Source organism: Thalassomonas sp. RHCl1, assembly GCF_947387555.1.
Classification (GTDB): Bacteria; Pseudomonadota; Gammaproteobacteria; order Enterobacterales; family Alteromonadaceae; genus Thalassomonas.
Genome location: NZ_CANDNZ010000010.1, coordinates 167596 through 188435, shown reverse-complemented (window position 1 = coordinate 188435; position 20840 = coordinate 167596). Strand labels below are relative to the sequence as shown.

7 protein-coding genes are annotated in these 20840 nt (G+C 49.5%); 3 read left to right on the top strand and 4 right to left on the bottom strand.

Annotated elements, in window-relative coordinates:
- Window positions 1-6 precede the first annotated feature (6 nt).
- The 3 genes from QL234_RS23870 (at window position 7) to QL234_RS23860 (ending at window position 17506) form a co-directional block, all read left to right on the top strand.
- Entirely contained in the window at window positions 7-15117 is a 15111-nt protein-coding gene (locus QL234_RS23870) for a non-ribosomal peptide synthetase (RefSeq protein WP_281560272.1), read from the top strand.
- A gap of 146 nt (window positions 15118-15263) precedes the next feature.
- Window positions 15264-16901 carry a cyclic peptide export ABC transporter gene (locus tag QL234_RS23865; protein ID WP_281560271.1) on the top strand — a complete coding sequence of 546 codons (1638 nt, stop codon included), beginning with the start codon at window positions 15264-15266 and terminating at the stop codon, window positions 16899-16901.
- A 263-nt stretch (window positions 16902-17164) separates the two neighbouring features.
- On the top strand, window positions 17165-17506 hold the full coding sequence (locus tag QL234_RS23860) for a hypothetical protein (RefSeq protein ID WP_281560270.1): 342 nt from the start codon (window positions 17165-17167) through the stop codon (window positions 17504-17506).
- 456 nt (window positions 17507-17962) lie between these two features.
- On the opposite strand, the gene QL234_RS23855 is transcribed toward QL234_RS23860, so the two are convergent.
- The 4 genes from QL234_RS23855 to QL234_RS23840 form a co-directional block, all read right to left on the bottom strand.
- Complete coding sequence (locus QL234_RS23855; protein WP_281560269.1) at window positions 17963-18352, bottom strand: glutaredoxin domain-containing protein; 390 nt, start codon at window positions 18350-18352, stop codon at window positions 17963-17965.
- 315 nt (window positions 18353-18667) lie between these two features.
- Entirely contained in the window at window positions 18668-19549 is an 882-nt protein-coding gene (locus QL234_RS23850) for a 1-acyl-sn-glycerol-3-phosphate acyltransferase (protein ID WP_281560268.1), read from the bottom strand.
- A 337-nt stretch (window positions 19550-19886) separates the two neighbouring features.
- Window positions 19887-20120: a hypothetical protein gene (locus tag QL234_RS23845; RefSeq protein ID WP_281560267.1), complete on the bottom strand. Its 234-nt coding sequence runs from the start codon at window positions 20118-20120 to the stop codon at window positions 19887-19889.
- Window positions 20121-20181: 61 nt separating this feature from the next.
- Entirely contained in the window at window positions 20182-20427 is a 246-nt protein-coding gene (locus QL234_RS23840) for a hypothetical protein (RefSeq protein WP_281560266.1), read from the bottom strand.
- Window positions 20428-20840 lie beyond the last annotated feature (413 nt).

Genomic DNA, 20840 nt, shown 5'->3' with positions numbered 1-20840 from the left:
AGCATAATGGAGCAAACTCCAAGCCAGGCGTTAACCCTGGAACAAAAGCGTGAATTATTAAAAAAACGTTTGGCCAAAACTAAAGCGGCCAAACCTTCGGTGCCCGCTATCACCAAGCGGCCCGATGCTCAAGACAGAGGCTGTGTCTTATCTTATGCCCAACAAAGGTTGTGGCTGCTTGAGCAAATGGACGGCCCGAGCGCCCACTATAACTTGCCCGGGGCGCTTAAATTATCCGGACAGCTGGACTTTTCTGCCCTGGAAAATGCCTTTAATGCCCTGCTCGAGCGCCATGAAAGCCTGAGAACGAGTTTTGCCGAAGATGAAGCCGGAGAGGCGCGGCAAGTGATCCGCCCGGTTGACCGCATCCGGGTGACCCTGGAAGACCTGTCCGCTTTGGCATCCCCGGAGCAAGGAGAGATGTTAACAAGCTGCATTGCAACAGAAGCGCGACAGCCTTTTGATTTAAAAAATGATCTGATGCTCAGGGCGAAAGTGCTGAAGTTGTCGGACAGCGAGCATGTGTTATTAGTTACCTTGCATCATATTGCCGCCGACGGCTGGTCGATGTCGGTACTGGTTAAAGAGTTCAGCGCTTTATATACCGGTTATCAGCAGGGTCAGGCGACGGTGCTGCCGCCTCTGCCAATCCAGTATGGCGATTATGCCCACTGGCAACGCCAGTGGCTGCAAGGGGAAGTGCTGGATAAGCAACTTTCTTACTGGCAAAAGCAGCTGGCACAATTACCCCAAGTGCATAATTTACCCCTGGACTTTTCCCGGCCCAAGGTGCAGACCTTTGCCGGTGAGGCGGTGGAGAGTTTTATCGGGCAGGGGCCGCTGGTTAAGCTGAAAAACCTTTGCCGGGAGCAGGGGGCGACCCTGTTTATGGGCTTGCATGCCGCCTTCTCCGTACTGCTTGGCCGTTACAGTAATGAAAATGATATTGTTATCGGCAGCCCGATAGCCAACCGGGAGCAGGCGGAAGTCGCCGGACTTATCGGCTTTTTTGTCAATACCTTGGTGTTGCGTTGCGATTTGTCTGCCGGTCCCGGCTTTAAAACCCTGTTAGGACAGAGCAAACAAATGCTGCTCGATGCCTATCGTCATCAACAGGTGCCTTTTGAGCAGATCGTTGAGCGTTTGCAGCCGGAGCGTAATTTACAGCACAGCCCGTTATTCCAGGTGGTACTGGTATTGCAAAACAATGATGAAACCGGGTTGGAGTTGCCCGGGTTGAGCCTGACACCGATGGCACAGGAAAAAAGTCAGGCCAAATACGATCTAACCCTTACGGTTGAGGAAAGTGAGCAGGGATTAAGCCTGGAATGGGAATATAACCGGGATTTGTTTAAGGCGGACACTATCAAAGCCATGGCCTTAAGCTTTGAGTTATTAGTCGATGGCCTGCTGAATGAGCCGCAAGCCAATGTCCTGGCCTTGCCTGTTGTCGGGGAAGCAGGACGTCAGCAACAGTTGCTTGACTGGAATAACACTGCCGTTCCTTACCCGGATAGCCTGTGTATTCATGAATTATTTGAAGCGCGGGTGAAAAAAGCTCCCGGGGCAACAGCCCTGATCCTGGCAGATCGGCAGTTGAGTTACGGTGAGCTTAATAGCCGGGCAAACCGTCTTGCCCGTTTCCTTATCGAACAAAAAGCGGTGAAACCGGATACCTTAGTCGGGATATCTTTAACCCGCTCCTTTGATATGCTGGTGGGGATTTTAGCAATCATGAAGGCCGGCGGCGCCTATGTGCCGTTAGATCCCGCTTACCCGAGTGCCCGGCTGGAATATATGGTTGCGGACGCCGGTTTACATTACGTGTTAACCGAAAAAGCCCTGACGGAGCAGCTTCCCGTCGACAGCAGCCAGTTGTTGTGTCTGGATGATGAAGCTATGCTGGCGGAGCTTGGCAGCTATAGCAGTGACAATATTCCCTGCGTTTCCCTTGGTCTTAGCTCGGAAAATCTGGCTTATGTTATCTACACATCAGGCTCCACCGGGCAGCCCAAAGGTGTGCTGTTAGAGCACAGGGGCTTATGTAATTTAGCCCTGGCGCAAATCCAGGGGTTTGCCATTGCCCCGACCAGTAAGGTGTTGCAATTTGCTTCCATGGCCTTTGATGCTGCCACATCTGAATTTTTTACCGCATTGGCCCAGGGGGCCAGTTTAGTGTTGCTGACGGAGCAGGTGGTGAAATCACCGGAAGCATTAAATGCCCTGGTGGCTCAAGAGCAGATCAGCCACGCCACTTTACCGCCTGTGCTCTTGCCTCATCTCGATGTTAATGCCTGGTCTTCGGTTGAAACCTTAGTGGTAGCCGGGGATGCCTGTGCCAAGGGAGACGCCCGCAACTGGTCTGCAAACAGGCGCTTTATCAATGCCTATGGCCCTTCGGAAACAACGATTTGCGCTACCCTGGGCAGTTTCGGGCCACAGCAGGAAAGTCTGCATATCGGGCGGCCGATAAATAATACCCGGGCTTATGTGTTAAATGCCCAGGGGGCGCTTGTGCCTGAGGGCGTTGCCGGGGAACTGCATATTGGCGGCACCGGGCTGGCGCGGGGGTATCTCAACCGCGAAGTCCTTACCGCGGAAAAATTTATCGAACTTGATCTGGAGGGTAAAGGCGATAAACAACGTTTATATAAAACCGGCGATCTGGTGCGTCAGTTGCCAGACGGCAATCTGGAGTTTTTGGGGCGTATCGATCATCAGGTGAAAATACGCGGTTTCCGCATTGAGTTGGGGGAGATAGAGCAGGTCCTGGCTGCATATCCGCAGGTGCTTGATGCCCTGGTACTGGTGACGGAAAGCGAGCAAGGGGAGCCGGCACTGGCTGCTTACCTGGTGCTTGAAGCTTATAGCAGTTATGGCGAAGGCGAGCTGGCAGGTTTGCAAGATGCCATTAAACAGCAGCTTCAGCAGCAGTTACCCGCCTTTATGATCCCGGCATTTTTTGTGCTTTTGGAAAAAATGCCGTTAACCGCCAACGGTAAGGTGGATCGTAAAGCCTTACCTGACGCGAAAAGTGGCCGGGTAATCTCTGCTTATCAGGCGCCAAGTGGCGAGGCCGAGCTGGCTTTGGCACAGATTTTTGCCCGCTTGTTGGACGTGGCAGTAAAAGAGATCAGTGCCAGTGCCTCTTTCTTTGAATTGGGAGGCCACTCCCTGCTGGCGGTACGTCTGGTGTCCGCCATCCGTGAGCACTTCAGTATAGAAATGCAGGTTAAAGACGTTTTTGAAGCCCCTGTGCTTGAGGTGCTGGCGCGGCGCATTCTGGCGACAGAAACCGGAGTTGTCAGAAAGCAAGTCAGTGCAGTTTCCCGGGATAAAAAAGTATTACCTGTTTCCTTTTCCCAGCAAAGACTGTGGTTTATCGATCAGATGGAAGGGGGCAGCAGTCATTATAATATGCCTGCCGCTTTCACCGTCAAAGGCAAGTTCGACCTGGCGGCGGCGGAGTCGGCCCTGGCGGCTATCATTCAACGTCACCAGGTGTTAAGAACGGTATTTGCTGACAGCGGCAGCGGGGTCAGGCAAGATATTTTACAGGACTTTGATTTTACCTTGGAGCATATCGACCTGAGCAGCAGCTCCGGCGAGCAGCAAGCACAATTATTGAGGGAAAAAATTAATCAGTTGTGCGGTTATGTTTTTGATCTCAGAACAGACTTAATGCTCAGGGTAACATATTTGACACTGGGCGCTGATGAAGGTGCCCTGGTCTTTAATGTGCACCATATTGCCGCCGACGGCTGGTCTATCGGTGTCTTATTACAAGAGTTCAGCCGGTTATATCAGGGAGCTGTGTCGGGGCAGGCGGCAGCACTGGAGCCGTTAACGCTGCAATATAGCGATTATGCCTGCTGGCAGCATGATTTCTTGGTTGGCGATGTTCTTACACAGCAACTGGATTATTGGCAGCAGCAGTTAAATCAGCTGCCGCTGGTGCACAATTTACCGCTGGACTTTGAGCGGCCGAAAACCCAGGGCTTTGCCGGGGCAACAACCACGCAACGTCTTGATTCCGGGCTATTAAAGTCACTGCAGGCCCTGGCGCTGGAGCATAATATCACCCTGTTTATGTTGTTGCACGGCGCTTTCTCCCTGGTATTGTCCCGTCACAGCAACAGCAGCGATATAGTGATCGGCACGCCGGTGGCCAACCGGCTGCAAAAGGAACTTGAACCCCTGGTGGGCTGCTTTATCAATACCCTGGTACTCAGGCTTGATTGCAGCGCGCAACAAAACCTGACGGACTTTTTCGCCCGGGTAAAAGCCGTCAACCTGGAAGCGCAGCAGCATCAGGATGTGCCTTTTGAACACCTGGTGGAGCACTTAAATCCGATACGGGATCTCGGTTATTCACCGCTGTTTCAGATCATGTTTACCATGAATACCACCCAAAGCCAGGAATTTACCCTGGGGGGCATAGCGTTCACGCCCTTGGAGGAAGACAAGGTCGAGGCGAAATACGAACTTACCCTTAATGCCATCGAGAGTGAAGCCGGGTTGGAGCTGGTGTTTGAATATAATACCGACCTCTTCAGCGCAGACCGTATTCAAGGGCTGGCACAGAACCTGACAATCCTGCTTAAGGATATGCTATCCACACAGAACACCGATGTCGGTCGCCTGGCATTGCTTAGCCCGCAGCAGCAGGAGTTTCTGCTGGCACAGTTAAATAATACCGCCAGGGGTTATCCGCATGTGGCGGCTATCCATCAGATCTTTGAGCAGCAAGTGGCGAAGACGCCTAAGGCCACTGCCATTATCTGCGAAGGGCAAAGCTTGAGTTACCGCGAGCTGGATCAGCAGGCGGAGCAACTTGCCCATTATCTGAAAAATCAGGGGGTGGGCCGGGATGTTCTGGTGGGGCTTTGTTTAGAGCGCTCTTTTGAGCTGGTGATCAGCCTGTTGGCGGTGCTTAAAGCCGGAGGTGCCTTTGTGCCTTTAGATCCTGCCTATCCGCAGCAGCGCCTGACTTATATGCTTAACGACAGCGGCCTTAAGCTGGTATTAAGCCAGTCAACACTGATACACAAACTCGGCGATTATGCTTATGACATTGTGCTATTGGATGATGAAGACACCAGAGCAGACATTGCTGCCTGTACAGTGCAGGAAAATGCCGCTGCCTTGTCTGCTTCGGCGGCGGCGACTGATTTGGCTTATGTGATTTATACCTCAGGTTCTACCGGACAGCCGAAAGGGGTGGCGGTAGAGCACGGCGGTCTGGTCAACCTTAACCGGTTTGAGTTGGAAGATTTCCAGGTGGAAGCAAGCTCACGTGTGCTGCACCTGGTGTCTTTTAGTTTTGATCCCGCCATCAGCCATATGTTTATTTGCCTCAATGCCGGGGCTAGCTTGTACCTGACGGATAGCCAAAGGGATCTGTCACAGTTTATGGCCGATCACGATATTAGCCATGGCATTTTTCCGGCGGCGCTGCTGGCGGCGCAACGTTACCGGGAGCTGCCCAAGCTGAAGGTTATCGGTACCGGCGGGGAGCATTGCCCCAGGGATATCGCCGATTTATGGGTGAAAAACCGCACTTATTACAACCTGTACGGACCGACGGAAACCACAATCACCGCAACCCGCGCGCGCCATCAGCATAAAATTGACAGCCACACCATAGGTTATCCTCTGGCCAATGTGCATTGTTATGTGTTGGATCCGCTGCAGCAACTGCTGCCTTTTGGCGCCGAAGGAGAATTATATATCGGCGGGGCCGGGCTTGCCCGGGGCTACCTGCATAAAGAGGCCTTAACCGCAGAGCGTTTTATTTCAGCGCCCTGGTCGGGGGAAAGGTTATACCGTACCGGGGATTTAGTACGTTATCAGCAAGACGGCCAGATTGAATACATCGGCCGTATCGATGATCAGGTGAAAATTCGCGGCTTTAGGGTCGAGTTGGGGGAGATAGAGCACCTGCTGGCGAGCCAGCCGCAAGTTAATTCTGCGGTTGTGCTGTTGCGCGAAGATACCCGGGATTTGAAACAGCTGGTTGCCTATGTCACCTTAGAACAAATGGATCAGGAGCCGGCCCGGGTAAGGGAAAGCTTGAGGCAAAACTTATCGGCGGCCTTGCCTGAACATATGGTGCCTGCCGTGATCCAGATACTCGATAGCATGCCTTTTACCACCAATGGTAAAGTTGACCGTAAAGCCTTGCCTGTGCCCGAGAACCAGGAGCAGGAATTCTTTATTGCCCCTGAAACGACTGTGGAAAGTCGCCTGGCGGCTATCTGGGGGGAGCTGTTGGCAATCGATGGCGAGCGTATTGGCCGTAATGATAACTTTTTTGCCTTAGGGGGCCATTCCCTGCTTTGTGTGCGCCTGGCAGCGGAAGTTAATGATGCTTTCACCCGGGAGCTGACGGTTAAAACTATCTTTGAATATCCGGTATTACAGACGCTGGCAGAGCAGATTGAAAAAGATGCTTTGGATGTTCAGCAATTGGCGCCTGTTGCCATCGAGCGCAACCGTCAGAGGTATGAGGCTTCCTTTGCCCAGCAAAGGTTATGGTTTTTAGATCAGATGGCAAGCGACAGCAGCCAATATAATATCGCCAGTGCCTTCAGCTTGTCCGGGACCTTTGATCTTGTCTGTGCCGAAAGTGCTTTTAAGCAAATCATCAAACGTCATGAACCCCTGAGAACGGTTTTTGCCAGCGACGGCCATAAACCGGTACAAATCATTAAAGAAGATGTCGATTTTTCTTTAAAGGTTATCGATTTAACCGCCATGGATGCCGGCGGGCAAAAGCAGCTGGTGTCGCAGGCGATCACCGATGACAGTGAACTTTCTTTTGACCTTAGCCGGGAGCTTATGCTGCGGGCCAGGGTATATACCCTGTCGGCAAGCGAAAGCGTGCTGTTATTGAATGTCCATCATATTGCCGCCGACGGCTGGTCTATGGGCATTTTAGTGAATGAGTTCGTTCATTTTTACCAGGCGGCGCTGGCGGGAGAAAGTGCTGAACTATCTCCGCTGAGTCTGCAGTATGTTGACTTTGCCCACTGGCAAAATAGCCAGCTGAGCGAAGCGCATTTAGCACCGAAAATTCAGTTCTGGCTGGATAAATTACGGGATATTCCCCAGGTACACGGCTTGCCGCTGGATCAGCCGAGAAAAGAGCTGGAACACAGGCAGGGAGCTCAGGTCAGCCAGATCATTCCCAGCGCGCTGACGCGGAAAATGAAAGATTTTAGCCTGAACCAGCAGGCGAGTTTGTTTATGACCCTGCAGTCGGCCTTTGCCGTACACCTGGCCCGCTGGAGTAATGAAACCGATATCGTTATGGGCTCCCCCAGCGCCGGGCGCAGCCAGAAGGCTTTTCACGGCCTGATTGGTTTATTCCTCAATACCCAGGTGTTCAGAACAGATCTTGGCGATAACCCAACCTTTATTGAATTGTTAGCAAGAACCAGGCAGGAACACCTGCTGGCAGGGGATTACAATGATGTGCCCTTTGAGTTACTGGTGGAGCACTTAAACCCGGTCAGGAGTTTGAAGCATACCCCTGTGTTTCAGGTGTTGATCAATATGAACAATACTCCGGGCACGGACGTCAGTTTGCCGGGATTGAACTTTTCTTCTTATGAAGAGGAAAAGGGCTTTGAAAATAAATATGATCTCACCCTTTATATCAACGAGTACCAGGAGCTGGGAGAAGAGCTGATCCGCCTTGATTGGGTGTACGACAGCGGATTGTTCAATGCCGAACATATCGAGCTGGCGGCCCGGGAATTTAATGCTTTGCTGACGGCCCTGATGCAGACGCCCCAAACATCTGTGTTTTCCCATGCCTGGTCGGCGGCGGCAAGTTGGCAACGCCTTCCCGAGAGGGACGGCCCCCGGGAAATGTTGGCAGAAGGGGAGGTGGAAAATATTCTGTCCCTGTTTGAAGCCCAGGTGGCCAGGGTAGGAGATAGCGACGCGGTCGTGACCCAAGACAGCAGGTTGAGTTACCGGGAATTAAATCAGCAGGCCAACCAGCTTGCCGCCCTGTTGCAGGATAAGTATCACATAGGCCTGAACAGCCGGGTGGCTTTTGCCATGACACGTTCGGTTGATCGTGTGGTGGCTATGCTGGCGATATTAAAAGCCGGGGCGGCATATGTGCCGTTAACGCAGGAGCTGCCGATAGCGCGTATCGCCATGATGCTGGAGGACTCTCAGGCATCTTTGGTGCTGACAGATGTTAAGACCTCTGCCTGGGCGGCTGAGTTCACCTCCCTGGCGGAAGTGCTGGTGATAAACGATGAAACTGTGCTCGCGCAGCGCCAGGCTTATCCGGGTGAAAACCTGGCATGTCCGGGCATTGGTGAGCAAACCCTGTCCCATATGATCTTTACTTCAGGTTCAACCGGACGTCCCAAAGGTGTTCTGGGTAACCACGGCGCACTTTATAACCGGGTCTCCTGGATGCACCAGGCCTTCCCTTATCAGCAAGAGGAAAGAGCGGCCCATATCACCTCTATGGCCTTTATCCGAGGCGTGTGGGAACTTTGGGTGCCCCTGTGCGGCGGGGTAGCGTTAGAATTGTTTGAACGGGATGTGGTCAAAGATCCAAAAGCCTTTTTACAGCAGTTGGCGCAGCGCCGGGTAACCCGTATGGTTACCGCACCTTCTCTGATGCGGGCAATAGATGCCTACCTGAGAGTAGAGCCGGAGTTTTCGGCCCGGTTGTCTTATTGGTTTGTCAGCGGTGAGGCGCTGGCGACTTCGCTGGCGCACCAGTTTGTCGAGCGTTTGCCAGAAACACAATTTGTTAACCTGTATGGTTCCACCGAAGTTTTATCCGATGTGCTTTATTACGGCGTTACCGGCCTCGAAACCCAGGCTTATGTGCCATTGGGGCAGGCCATTTCCGGTGTGGCTACTACAGTGATTGACCGCAGCGGTAACCCGGTGCCGCCGGGCATGGTCGGTGAGCTTGTGGTGGTGGGTAAAAGCGTCACTTTAGGTTACGCCGGTTTGCAGGAGTTAACCGAGCAGCAGTTTATCAACACCCCCGCCGGGCGTGGTTACCGCACCGGGGATCTGGTGCGGATAACCGGGCAGGGCCAGGTGACTTATCTTGGCAGGATAGATCACCAGTTAAAAATCCGCGGTTACCGCATTGAACTTAGTGAAGTGGAAAGCCATTTAATGCAGCTGCATTTTATCCAGGATGTGGTGGTGATGCCTTATGGGGATGAACCGGCGTTAGCCGCGTATTTTACCCTTAAGCAGCCGGTATCTGTGGATGAAGGCAATATCCAGTCGCTGATCCGTACCGAGCTAAGCACCCGCTTGCCTGCTTATATGTTGCCGTCGGTCTTTATTTCGCTTAAGGAATGGCCGTTAACCCCTAATGGCAAGGTAAACCGTAAAGCCTTGCCTGAGCCTGATCATGCCCATCTGGCGCAGAATTATCAGGCGCCTGAATCCGAGGGAGAGAAAGCCCTGGCGGCCATCTGGTCTTCCCTGCTGCCGGTGGACGAGCAGGTGCTGGGACTTAAGGCGAACTTTTTCGAGTTGGGAGGACACTCGCTGTTGTCGGTGCGCCTGATTGCCGAGATTAAGCAAGCTTTTAATAAAGCGCTGGCGGTACGGGATATCTTTGAACATCCGCTGTTGGGGCAACTTGCCGGGCTGATTGCGCAAACACCTCAAATGCTGGATGGCGGTAAAATTAAGCCGGTAAGTTCCTTGCTTAAGCGTTTGCCGACCTCTTTCTCCCAGCAAAGGTTATGGTTTCTGGATGAGATGGACGGCGGCAGTGCCCATTACAATATTCCTTTCGCCCTTAAGGTTGAAGGAGATTTCTGTCCCGATATTGCCCGGGAGGCTTTTAACCGCATCGTTGCCCGCCACGAACCGCTGCGTACTGTGTTTAGCAGCACTGAGGGCGGGGAAGCGATGCCAATCATCATGGAACAGGCGGAAATCAACTTCGCCCAACATGATCTCAGCGACTTAGCGTCACAAGAGCAAGATAACCGGCTGCGGCAGTTGATCAACGCAGATCAATCGGGACACTTCGATTTATCCCGGGATGTGATGCTCAGGGCCAGTTACCTGAAAATAGCTGAAGGTCAGGGAGTGCTGCTGATTAATGTGCATCATATCGCCTCTGATGGTTGGTCTACCCGGTTGATCATCAAAGAATTTTCATCCCTTTACCGCGCACTGTCTGCCAAGGAAAGCCCTGAGCTGCCCGAGTTGGCATTGCGCTACAGCGATTATGCCCATTGGCAGCGCCACTGGTTCAGCGAGCATGTGCTGAAAGACCAGCTTAGCTATTGGCAGCAGCAGTTAACGGGATTACCTCAGGTACACCATCTGCCGCTGTCGGGTGCTCGTCCGCAATATCAAACCTTTGCCGGGGAAGAATATTCCTGGTCGCTTAGCAGCGAACTGTCGCAAAAATTAAAGCAGTTTGCCGCAAAGCAGCAGATCAGTTTGTTTATGTTATTGCATGGCGCTTTTTCCCTGGTGATATCCCGCAACAGCGGCGAATCGGATATCGTTGTCGGTACCCCGGTGGCGAACCGTCAGCAAAAAGAACTGGAATCCCTGGTGGGTTTCTTCGTCAATACCCTGGTATTACGCCTTGATTGTGCGCCGGAATTATCCCTGCAGCAATATCTGGAGCAGGTAAAACAAGTGAACCTGGATGCCCTGGCGCATCAGGATACCCCGTTTGAATACCTGGTGGAGCAATTGCAGCCCGAGCGCAGCACGGCTTATTCTCCGTTATTCCAGATCATGTTCTCTATGGATACCAATGAGGATGTCAGCCTGACATTGCCTGAGGTCTCCTTGAGCCTGATCGAACCGGAAGAGGTCAGCGCTAAATTTGATCTGACCTTAAATGCGGTGGATATGGGGCAGCAGCTGGCCTTTGATTTGGAATATAACAGTGACCTGTTTGCGCCGCAGCAGATACAGCGGCTGGCCCAGCATATGAATGTCTTGCTGGAAAATATCGTCAGTGACGATAGCCAGCTGCAAAGGACGTTGCAGGATATGCCTGTATTGCCCCACCAGGAGCAGGAGTACCTGGTGCAGACCCTTAACCAAAATGCCGACTTTGACAGCCTGCCACTGGCGATTCACCAGTTGGTTTCACAGCAGGCACTCAAAACCCCGGATAATACCGCGCTGTTTTGCCATGAGCAGGGATTGAGTTACCGGGAGTTAGAGCAGAGATCTAACCAATTGGCCTATCACCTTTGCCAGCAAGGAGTTGAGCCGGACAGCCTGGTGGGCATTTGTCTTGAACGCAGCCTGGATATGATGGTATCCCTGTTGGCGATATTAAAAACCGGCGCTGCCTATGTGCCCCTTGATCCCGCTTATCCGGCAGCGCGTTTAGCTTATATGATGCAGGACAGCGGCATGCAATACCTGGTTACCCGCTCGGATATCCGGGTGCTGCCTGAGCTGCAGGAGATCACAGCGATATGTATCGATGAAAACAAGATACAGCAGCTGTGGCGCTCAGGGGAATGTGAGGGAGAGGTTCCTCAGCAATGGCGGCCTGACAGCTTAGCCTATGTGATCTATACCTCAGGTACGACCGGGCAGCCTAAAGGGGTGATGATAGAACAGAGCAGCGCCAGCTTGCATGTGCAGGTGATGAAGCATTATTTGCAGCTTAAAGAGCAGGATAATGTTTTACAGTTTGCTTCGGTAAGTTTTGATACTTTTATCGAGCAGACCTTTGCGGCATTAGCCACAGGTGCTTGTCTGCACCTCAGGGATGATAAGGTTTGGAGCAGCGAAGACTTCTATCGTTACAGCGACCGCCATCAGATCACGGTGACGGATTTATCTCCCGCTTACCTGATGGAATTACTGCGGGAAAGCGATCTTTCATCCCGCTACTGGCAGCAAAGTAGTTTGAACCGGGTTGTGGTCGGGGGGGAAGCCCTGCCTTTGGGTATCCTGTCCAGATGGCAGCAGTTAGGGTTGGCAGATACTTGCCGCCTGTTTAATGCCTATGGCCCGACCGAGGCAACCATTACCAGCAGTATCAGCGAAATAGATGTTGCCCAGTCCGGGGTGCCGATAGGAAAAGCCTTAACCGGCAGAACCTTATATGTACTGGATGAAAACCTTCAACTGGTGCCGTTTGGCGCTACCGGTGAGTTATATATCGGTGGTCCCTGCCTGGCCCGGGGTTACCTTAATCAGGCACAATTAACCGCCGAGCGCTTTATCAGCTGGGATCTGCCAAACGGGCAGGCTATACGCCTGTACCGCACCGGTGACAGGGTACGTTATCTGGCCGACGGTCAGCTGGCTTTTGCCGGGCGTGTTGATGAGCAGGTGAAAATCCGCGGTTTCCGTATCGAGCTGGCGGAGATAGAAGAGCAATTATCTCTGTTAGCCGAGGTTAACAGTGTTGTGGTGCTGGCCCGTGACGATGGCGATCAGCCGACGCGACTGGTAGCTTACTTGCTGCTTAACGGCAACGGGGATGATAATCAGGCCATTGAGGGAATTCGAACCGAATTGGCCAAGGTATTGCCTGCTTATATGTTGCCTTCGGTTTATATGGTATTGCCGGAGTTTCCTTTGATGCCCAATGGTAAGGTAGATAAGAGCGCCTTGCCTGAGCCAGAGCAAAATGCTGCTGACGGAGATTACCAGGAGGCAAACAACGAAACCGAGTTGATTTTAGTGCGTTTATGGAGTGAGTTGCTTAATCAGGAGCAGGAAACCTTAAGCGTCAATGCCAACTTTTTTGCCCTGGGGGGAGATTCTATCTTATCCATCCAGCTGGTATCAAAAGCCCGTCAGGCGGGTATTACCTTAAGTGTGAAGGATATTTTTGAATTCCAGAGCATACGGGCACTGGCGGCCAAAGTGAAAACCAACAAGCAGGTGCTGGCGCCGCAGCAGGCGGTAGCAGGGGAGCTGGCATTATTGCCGATCCAGCATGACTTTTTCAGCGATGAAACCGAGCTTCATCACTACAATCAGTCGGTGCTGCTGGCTTTGGATACACAGCTTGATCCCGGATATCTAAGGCAGATGATTGCCGCTTTATACCAGCGTCATGACGCGCTGCGTTTGCGCTTTGAAAAGGCAGACGACGGCTGGCGCGGCTATCACCAGGCCTTTGATCAGCAGATGCTGGACTCGACCCTGGAGTTTCAGTCGCTACCCGGGGAGGACTTTAGTGCCCTGACGCCGTATGCACAGCAGGCGCAGTTAAGTTTGTCTTTGTCCGACGGCCCTATGTTTAAGGTGGTGCATTTCACTAATAACAGTAACGAGAGCCGGTTATTGCTGGTTATTCATCACCTTATGGTAGACGGGGTGTCATGGCGTATTTTGCTTGAAGATGTGGATACATTATTATCAAGTCAGGATCCGACACAGCCCAAGGTATTGGCGGATAAAACCTCTTCTTTTCAGCAGTGGGGGGCGTTTTTGCAGGATTATGCGCAAAGCGAGAGCTTGAAGCAGGAGCGCAGTTACTGGCTTGAAACTTTATCTGTGCCGCTGGCGACTTCGATTGCTCCATCTGGTTCTGACCCTGAAGCGCTTGCCGGGCAGGCACAGTTGGCCAATGCCGGTTTTGAACTTACGCAGGAGTTAACCGGGCAATTGTTAGCGCAATCGGGACAGGGAACACGGCTGTCGATCAATGAGTTGCTTATTGCCGCGCTTTGGCTTGGTATGCAGCGCTGGAACGGACAAGCCGCGCTTCAGCTTGATTTGGAAGGGCATGGCCGTGAGTCTTTGACTGAGCAATTGGATTTAAGTCAGACGGTGGGTTGGTTCACTTCCCTTTATCCGCTCAGGCTGAATGATGGCCATGGTGAAGGTAATCTGGGACAGCTGGCGGCCAAGGTGAAGCAGGCCTATCGGGAAATTCCCCATCACGGAATAGGTTATGGCATCTTAAAATACCTAAGCCGGGATGCCGCATTTGCGAACCTGCCTGAGTCGGCGGTGTTATTTAACTATTTAGGCCAGTTTGACCAAGTGACCCGGGATAATGACGGTTTATCGGTGGCGGGTGAAGATGTCGGTTTAGCCATGAGTGAAAACAGGCGACAAACCCACGAACTCACTATCAATGCCCTGATTTCGTCGGCCTGCTTGAAATTCGATCTTGGTTTTAACCTGGCTCAGCACAGTCAAAGCTCAATTGAGCAGCTGTTGGTGTTAATCAAAACTGCCTTAACTGAGCTAATTGATTTTCAAGGGGAAATGCCGGAGGGGCTTGAAAGTGAAAGCTTGGCGCTAAGCCCTGTAGAAGCCGGGGGGCAAGCAAATGATGAGGAGTTAAGCGCCTGTGTTATTAAGCTCAACCAAAGCCAGGCACAAACCAATATCTTTTGTTTGCATCCCTTAGGCGGTACCGTCAGCTGTTATGCCGATTTAGCCACAGAGGTTGAAGACCAGGCGGCTTTCTATGGTATTCAAACACCGGCACTGGCAACTGAGCTACGTTTTTTAACCATAGAAAGCCTGGCGGCTTATTATGTTGAAGGCATCATGTCTGTACAGGCCGGCGGTCCTTACGTGCTTCTGGGCTGGTCACTGGGAGGCTCGCTGGCATATGAAGTAGCAGTGCAGCTGGCGGCCAGGGGGCAAGAGATTGCCTATGTGGGGCTCTTTGATGAAGCGCCTGTACTTGGCTCCACAGATGCCAAGCCTGCCCTTTGGTATCAAAGAATCAAAGGTCTGTTTGAAGATGAGTTTGACTGGTCACCAATCGAGGCTTGTAGCCAGGATGCCGGGATCGCTGCTCTGGTGCAGCAGGCCATGACCAATGGTTTTGCTCCTGATGGTATTGAAGCCGAGGTTATGAGTCGTTACTTCCGCTATCTGGTTGATACCAGTTTGGCCCTTAACCAGTACCAGGCAAAATCTTCGTCTTTGCCGTTGGAGCTGTTTAAGGTGGCTAAGCCGGTATCGGAAAATAATGCCCTGGTCGATTATGGCTGGAGTGACATCAGCTCGGGTGAAATCGAGGTTGTTGATGTTGAAGGCAAACACAGCGATATGGTGAAGCAGCCCTATGTCAGCTCTCTGGCGCAGCGGTTAAAACAGTCTCTGGAGAGGTTAAATAACCAGACCGAAATCGTGATTTAAAATGGGTAACAGCGCTATGCGCGCTGTTTATCCCGGCTGGTTATAGCGGCTTGTTTGTTCATTATTTCGGAGAGGCTTCGGGCAATGGATAAGCAAGCTAAAAGTTGTAAAAACAACTTTTTTTGAAGTTAAATTAAGGTGTCAAAATGATACAAGAATTAGTAAAAAAATTTAAAGGACCTTTTATTTGGGCAACCGTTTTCAGCGCCCTGAGTTCGATATTAAGCATTTCCCTTATTACCCTAGTTAATGAAGGGGTTAACGCCGCTTCCGAAGATGATCTCAGGGGCCTGGCGGGGATATTTCTGCTGGCTCTGCTTGGTATGCTGGCCATAGGTTTCTTTTCTCAGTGGTTGCTGGCTCAACTAGGTACTTCTTTAGTGTATAAAATCCGCTTGATTCTGCTTAAGCGGGTACTGGGTGTTAATTATGAAAACCTGGAGCGTATCGGTGGTCACAGGGTGCTTGCAACCGTGACTACAGATGTTGCCAGCATTGCGGAGTCCCTGTCGATAATTCCGATTTTTGCCGTGAATTTTGCCACTATTTTAGGTTGTTTTACTTATCTAGGGTATTTGTCTTTTCCTCTGTTTTTAGTTTTGTTTACTATTTTATTCCTGGGGGCGGGGTTATCTACGATGATCATGCGCAAGGGGGAGAAATGCTTTACCGAATTAAGGGAGCAAGAGGACGGTTTGTTTAATACCTTTAAAACCCTGGTGGATGGCAGTAAAGAGTTAAATATCAACCAGCACCGCCGGGATTTTTTCTATAAGGATTTAGCCACCCCTAACCTGGATCAGGTTAAAAGTGCGGAAATGAGTGCCAACTTTTTTTGGATTCTTAACCAGAACTGGGCGGGCTCGGTATTGTTTCTTGGCCTGGGTTTGCTGGTTTATATCGGCAGCCTTGTTGTTAAGGTGCCCCATGAGGTGCTAACCAGTTTCGTGCTGTTTATGATCTATTTGATGGGACCTATAGGTTTTGTGATGCGCTCTTTCTCTTCGGTGTTTAAAGGGAAAGTCGCTTATCAAAAAATTCAGTCGTTAAACTTATTTGAGCATGAACAAGTTGAGCAAAGAAGTGCTGTACAGGAAAGGTTAAAGGACTGGCAGACACTTTCAGCTAAAGGGCTCTGTTACAGCTACCGGCAAGAGCAGGAAACGCCTTTCTCCATCGGGCCGATAGATTTTAGTGTGTCTCAGGGAGAAGTGGTTTATATTCGCGGTTCAAACGGCAGCGGTAAGTCAACTTTTGCCAAAGTGCTGGTGGGCTTATACCAGGCACAAAAAGGAGAGTTACGCCTGGGGGATAAGTGCATAGACAAAGATAATATCCAGTGGTACCGCAATCATTTTTCCACGATATTTTCTGATTTTTACTTGTTTGAACATATTTTGGATAAGCACGGTGCCTTGGTCGAACAGGCTGAAGTACAGGCACACCTGGAAAAACTGCAGATGGCGGATAAAGTGTCGGTCAGGGACGGTAAGTTAACCATGACTACTTTATCTCAGGGGCAGCGTAAAAGGCTGGCGATGATACTGGCTTATGCCGAAGATGCCGCCATTTATTTGTTTGATGAATGGGCGGCGGATCAGGACCCTTATTTCCGCGACTATTTTTACCGGGAACTGTTGCCTGAGCTTAAGAGCAGAGGAAAAACCGTGATAGTTATCAGTCATGACGACAGGTATTTCCACCTGGCGGATCGCATGTATCAGTTTGATAGCGGTACGGCGGTATTGGAAAATCAGGAGCAGCCTCAGGAGCAGTTTGCGTAATAGCAGTGGGTATTAACTTGGGCTGGTTCTGTAGTTTTATTGTTAACAGGACTAGCCTTAGTTGTTTTGCTTTCAGAGTTTATTAATCAAGCTAGTTATTACTGAGTCTTCTCTGCAATAAGGATTAATTTTCTGTAAATAGTTTGAATGATGTGGTTAAGAACTTTGAAATTAAAGAGCTTTATGGGGGATAATAGAGCAATCAAGTAGATGGGCGTTATTGAGCCGTCTACATAATAAGCTGTTAGGTGTTTTCAAAAGTCATGACGAAATCTGATTTTTTAGATATTCAAAAGTCTATAGCAACCAAAATTAGAAATGGAACTTTAGTTTATGCTGGGCTTTCTTTAATAGTCGTTGTGCTATCTTCATTTGCGCTTTCTAATGGTTTTGTTTCCGAAGAACTTAAACTTTTAACTATCAGTGGAGTTATAGCTGTAACTGTGATTAGTCAAGTTTTAGCTTTAAAACGGATTCGTAAATTAAATAAAAGTATTAGCTTGGATTGTGATAGTTGTAAATCACAGATAAGCGCTGAAAAATTAGTTTATGTTGTTGATAATGGCATTTGTCCATTATGTGATAAATCCCCTTTCTGCTCCTAAACCCCCTAACAAGTGACTAGGTTACGGAAAAACTTCCGTTGTACTCAAATTTTTTGAAATATAAGTGTTATGTGCTCTTGGAGGCTTAACGGCATTAATAAATTTTTAGAATATTTTGCTATCTCAATCGTAGGTTTTTTGCTGTTAGGTATCTCTTTGGCACTGTACATAAATGATTATCAGCGTTGGTCTTTGGCTGTGTCAGCTGCATTCGTTTTGTATACTTCAGAGCATGTGTTCAACTTTACAAACAGGTCTAAAAGTAAAGTCGCAAAAATTGTGGCAGGCACTATTTTTCATCAACTGTTTTCTTGGCTGATTCCGATGGTCATTATTTTCATCATTTGCTTGGGTGTATCAAGCACTTAACAAATGACTTTATTGTTAACTCTAACTTTTAAAGCACTTAATTTAATTCGTTTATCGTAAAGAGAATTATACTTACTCCCTGTTTCGTTAAAGCTTATCGGGCTTAAGCTCCCGGAGTTTTCCTGCCACGGTTGATTTGCTAAACCCCTGCAATAATGTATTTTTGATGATGATCACCGGCAGGCTTCGTAAATTTTTCGCTTTGAGTAATTTGGCAGCCGCCGGATCTTTGCCTATATCCACGGTTTTAAATGCTACCTCTCGCTGCTGCAAAAATGCCATTAGCTCAGTGCAGGCATCACACCAGCTGGCGGTATAAACCACTACAGGAAGGTCATCAGTAACACCAAAGGAGCTGTAGTTGCCATAGGTTCCCCTGGCATGGATACGTTCATCGGCTTGGGCGTTATAGCCCCACAGCGTTATCAAGGCTATAGCGGTAAGGTATAAGGAAGAATTTACCAAGCGTTTGTTCATGGCATATCACCTGAAACAAGCAATGCCATTAGTATATATGCTGAGAGCTATTTGTGTTTTGCCTTCCTCTCTTATTTCTTCGGCGCTTGGCATTGCTGCCTTATAATAGCTTTGAGTTTGTCGGGGAGTATGGTGCCGATGAAGAGCTGTTCAATAACCTTCCTCTCAATATCGGTGTCTTGTTTGCGGATGGAGTAATGCTTAACCAGGTGCTGCTTTGAATGAGCCGCTGATATAAATAGGTGCTTAATGATTTTTCTGTTGAAGGCATCGCCCGCAGTCTTCAACGGGCGATATTGTCTAGATTTTTGCTGTTTAACTGCGTGCCAGGGTCGGGTATAAATGCAACAAACAGCCTCTGCCGGCAAAGGTCAGGCGATAGGTTGGTTCGTGCTTATCCCCCGGGGCATTGGTTTGCTCTAAAATGCCTTTCTCGATTAAAAAATCCAGCATAGTCGTGGAAAGTTCGCCGAGTTTGGCTTTGGCACAAATATCCATTTTGGTGGCAACGCCCTTAAAGGAATATAAGGCGCGCATGACCATAGCTTCGGCATCCGACAAGGTCGGAATTGGGCCGGTATAATGAGGGTACTGGTCTTTGGGGAATTTGCCGCAAATGCGCTTATAAGATTCCTGGATCGCCCTGACGTCTGTATCTTTATCGCCGGTGAGTTCATAGGAGTGAAACACGCCGGACTCTTTGTTGATAAAGTCGACTTTTGCCAGAAAAATCGGCAAGCCGCAATCCTGGGCAACATGGTAAAAACCGGTTTTCCATTTGCTTACCGGACCGCGGGTGCCTTCCGGGGTAAACAGGAAAAACACTCTTTGGTCTTTATGGCGCTCAACAAATTCCTTGATCAGTTTTACCTGTCCCTGGCCGCCGGCAGAGCGGTTGATGGGGATAGCCCCCAGCCACATAATAATGCTGCCGACAACAGGCACTTTGCACCAGCTGTCCTTGATGGAAAAATAGATTTTAACATCGCATAAGATCGCCGCCGCCAGGGCATAAATAAAATCCCAGTTGGAAGTATGGGGCGCGGCAATGGTAATACCGGCACCGTTTGGCGCAGAGGGCGTGGTCTTCCAGCCGGATAATTTAAACCAGAGGCGAAAGATGAATTTTAATATGTATTTCACAAAAAAACCGTCAAAGATGGTTTTGTCACGAATTTTAAGGGTACTGCTAGCCATAAAAAATTGTATAACCTAAAGAGATCAGACCAATGAACTTGCTTACTATAACATATAAAAAGCCGGCCGCCGTCAGATATAAATCAAACGCGGGTCCAATAAAGGTTACAAGCCGTGTATTTGAGGTGATGATGAAAGAAATTCTCAGGGAAAATCAAGGATTAGCCAGAATAGTGGTTTATTAATAAAAGAATAATGAAAAAAGCTGCCTGTCGCTACACCTTAGCTATTGCTTAGGAGAACATTGACAGGCAGTGTAACATACTAAAATTATACTCTGCTTAAATATAAAATCAGATTCGTTAACAAAGTCGGGAAACTATTTGAATACCGTCAGCTATATTTCGTTATGGTATTCGCTGTACTCTTCTTTAGATAAGCGACCATTTTTGTCCTTATCCCATTTTTCAAAAGTCATCGCCAGTACCGAGTCTGCACCTGCTTCATCCAGGGTGACAAAACCATTTTTATCATGGTCTAAGGCGGCAAACTTTTTATGGCTGTCCATTGCATATACCTTGGCGGTTAGTAATAACGCTGTTAACAGAAAAAATGATCTGGTTGTTTTCATGGTATGCTCCGTATGTGTTTTTTAATCCGCTTTGTAGCGGATTAATCGTCCTGCTAACAGCTTATGAAGCTTGGATATAGGCGGTATATTCTTCCTTGGATAATTGACCGTCCCGATCCTTATCCCATTGTTTGAAGTTATTGGTAAGCTCGGTATCGCCGCTGGCTTCACCCATGGAAATCATACCGTTTTTGTCACTATCAAGCTGGCTGAAGTTGTCTTTGGCTTGAGTGGCGTTTGCCGCTGTGGTCAGTGAAAGTGCTGCTGTTGCCAGTGATAAGGTCATGAATAATTTTATTGCTTTCATATCTACTCCAGAATGTTTTATCTATTTTGCCGGGTGTTGCTTTCCCGGGTATAAGCCGTTTGCTGTAAAACTTGTCAGCGTCATCACAAGTTGTTGATGCTACCGATATTTTCAGGTTCAGCGCCCGGTTACTCAGGTATATATCAATATCGATGCCAGAAATGATTAAGTCTTAATAATCAGTGGTTTATATTGCTAGGCGCTGTTTTTGGCCTGAAAGTCAGGGTAAAACCTGTCGTCATATGGCAACAGGTTTTACTATCTCCTATTAAAGTCTTTTGTTTTCAGTGTGTTATGGTGTTTCTTTTTGGCGACATCCCGCTAGAGACCGCTACTTTTCGGTGGCTGAGCTGAGTTTTTCCACGGTGGCTTTTTACCGGAGACATATTATCGGGCGGGAATCATGAATCCTA